This window comes from Acidocella sp., assembly GCF_052326845.1.
In the GTDB taxonomy this organism is placed as follows: domain Bacteria; phylum Pseudomonadota; class Alphaproteobacteria; order Acetobacterales; family Acetobacteraceae; genus Acidocella.
Genome location: NZ_JBKQJR010000007.1, coordinates 1 through 2,609, shown reverse-complemented (window position 1 = coordinate 2,609; position 2,609 = coordinate 1). Strand labels below are relative to the sequence as shown.

3 protein-coding genes are annotated in these 2,609 nt (G+C 61.7%); all 3 read left to right on the top strand.

Annotation, left to right across the window (positions count from 1 at the left end):
• Window positions 1-427 precede the first annotated feature (427 nt).
• The gene (locus tag ACLPJJ_RS00600; protein ID WP_443588727.1) at window positions 428-1,018 is read left to right on the top strand and encodes an RNA polymerase sigma factor; all 591 of its coding nucleotides are present in this window, start codon (window positions 428-430) and stop codon (window positions 1,016-1,018) included.
• The gene (locus ACLPJJ_RS00595; protein ID WP_443588726.1) at window positions 1,019-1,951 is read left to right on the top strand and encodes an anti-sigma factor family protein; all 933 of its coding nucleotides are present in this window, start codon (window positions 1,019-1,021) and stop codon (window positions 1,949-1,951) included.
• The coding region (locus ACLPJJ_RS00590) for a B-box zinc finger protein (RefSeq protein ID WP_443588725.1) at window positions 1,948-2,609 on the top strand (662 nt) is incomplete at its 3' end. The genes ACLPJJ_RS00595 and ACLPJJ_RS00590, both read left to right, overlap by 4 nt.

Genomic DNA, 2,609 nt, shown 5'->3' with positions numbered 1-2,609 from the left:
TAAACACACTGCCGGTTCCGTGGGAGGGTCCGACAGCACCTTAATCGCATTGAAGTCGCCAGAATACAGGAAAACGAGACGGGATTCAGGGGGATGCAGCTACATCGACAGCGGGCAAATATGCGATTGTGTTTACTGCGTATGAATTGCCATGGGTTTTGCTGGGGCAATGACGTGGGAGATGGATGGGTTCCGGGTAGTCCGGACCAGGCCCAGAACTGGAGCGGTGGCTCCGGCGCCACGTCCAGTGTCTCAGGGCGGGCCGGAGCCGTGCCGCGAAGGGATCCCGGGGGCAGAGGTTGCAGCAGGATACCGGGCCGGACAGTCAGGCTCCGGTCCGGGGCAATGGCTCGGCACAGGATATGTGCAGGCTGGCGCGGCTGGCAGTCCTGGGAATCCGGCAGCGCTACGGGGAGCAGAGAGGGTATTGGAAGCCGACTGGCAGATCGTAGTTCAGCGATGCCTCGATGGCGACTCGGTCGCGTGGGCGGAGCTCGTCAAGGCTCACCACCGCCGCATTTATTCGCTGTGCTATCGCTTCACCGGCTCTCCGCACGATGCCGAAGACCTGACGCAGGACGTTTTCATCAAGGTCTACGGTAACCTCACCACCTTCGACCTGACGCGAGGCAGCTTCCAGACTTGGATTACCACTCTCGCTCGTAATCTGCTCGTCGATCATTTTCGTAGAACAAAGCAGCAGCGCGTGACAGACTCTATGGACGCTGGCTGGGACGAATCGGAGGAGCTTCCGATGGCGGACCGGCTGGCGGCCCCGGGCCCGAGCCAGCACGACCGTGCAGCGCAGAAGGAGATTGCGCGCATGGTGCAGGAGGCTCTGACAAAGATTTCACCTGAATTAAGAGAAGCAGTTATTCTTCGTGACTTGCAGGACATGGACTACAAAGAAATCGCGCAGGTTTTGCGCATTCCCGAGGGTACGGTGAAGTCGCGTATCAGCCGGGGGCGGGCGGAACTGGCGCGGTTATTAGAACGTAATAAAGGACAGGTGGTTTAGATGTCGGAGCGCAATCCATTTGAACAGCATCCGAAGGGTCCGGAACGCACGTCCGGGCGAGAGCTTCGCTGCGAAGAGTGGGAAGCCCTTCTGGCCGACGCCCTCGACGGCGTGATGCCCGCGGCCGATAACGCCAGCTTTGAATCGCACAGCCATACATGCGCCGCATGCGCCGGCCTGCTGGCGCAATCGCGCCAGGGCCAGGAGTGGATGCGCTTCCTCCACTTCGAGCCCGAAGCTACTCCCGACCTCATGGAGCGCATCCTCGCCCGCACCAGCGGCGCCGTGGCTGAGCGGCCGCTGGCGGTCTATGGAGCGCCGATCGCCGCCGGCCCCGGTGTTATGCCGCTTCCCCGCCGCCGGTTCGTATGGGATACCCGGCTGATGATGACCGCGGCCATGGCCTTCTTCTCAATTGCACTGACGCTGAACCTCGCCGGGGTGCAGCTGACTCATCTCAAGCTCTCCGATCTGACACCGGCCAGCATCGAGAGCAACCTCACGCGGCAGTTCTATGGCGCCAAGAGCGAGGTGGTGCGCTACTACGACAATCTCCGCTTCGTATATGAGGTCGAGTCAAAGATGCGCGAACTGCGCCGCGACGAAGACACGCAGCGGCCGGCCCTCCAGCCGCAAGGCGGACAGCCTGAGCAGAAAACGCCAGCTCCGCAGAACACTCCAACAAGCAGCAACGGGCACAAGACAGGTGGCAAGGTCGAATCTTCCCCCGCCGTTGCCCAGCCGAATGTGATTTTTGGTCCCAAGGCGCTGGCCCGCGCAGGCTCGCCCGATACGAATTCGTCTGGTTCGCTGACGGCTGCCGCAACACAGGCGCGCCACCAAGGAGTTGACAGGGCCGGTAACAAAGAGCAGGAAGAGGTATACACTTTGTTCGCTTCTCTCGAAGACCAGGCAGAAAGAGGCTTGGTATGAACTGCATCAACCATCCCGATCTTCCGGTAACAGCCTACTGCCAGAATTGCGGAAAGGCGCTCTGCAGCCAATGCGTGCGCTCTGTATCCGGTGTGATTTATTGCGAGCAATGCCTCGCGGCCAAGTTGGGCTACGGAGGCGCCGGATATGGCGCTCCCGGGAGTGCGCCCTACGCTGGAAACGCGCCTGGCGCGGCTTACGCGGTGTCCGGAGTGGTCACAAGCGGCGGCCCGAATCCCGGAACCGCGGCAGTCCTCGGATTCATTCCCGGCGTGGGCGCGATGTACAACGGCCAGTTCATCAAGGGCCTGGTGCATGTGCTGGTCTTCGTGATCCTGGTTGGAATCTCAGGCAATCACGGCATCTTCGGAATCTTTATCGCGGCGTGGGTCTTCTATCAAGTCTTCGACGCCTATCAAACAGCCAAGGCTCGGCGGGATGGACTGCCGTTGCCCGATCCCTTTGGGCTGAACGAGCTGGGAGCCAGAATCGGGATTCCCAATTCTGCGGTGCCGCCGCCGTTTACGCAGACATATACTGCGGCTCCGCCCCCGCCGGGTTCGGCATACACACCACCTGCTCCAGGCTTCACTCCGCCCGCCGACTATGGTGCGCAATATCCGGGCCGGCCCGGCCAGGGCCGCCGCGATAGCCGCGG

Coding starts and splice junctions, on each gene's coding strand:
- ACLPJJ_RS00595 (WP_443588726.1), top strand. CDS start 1,019: ATGTCGGAGCGCAATCCATTTGAACAGCATCCGAAGGGTCCGGAACGC.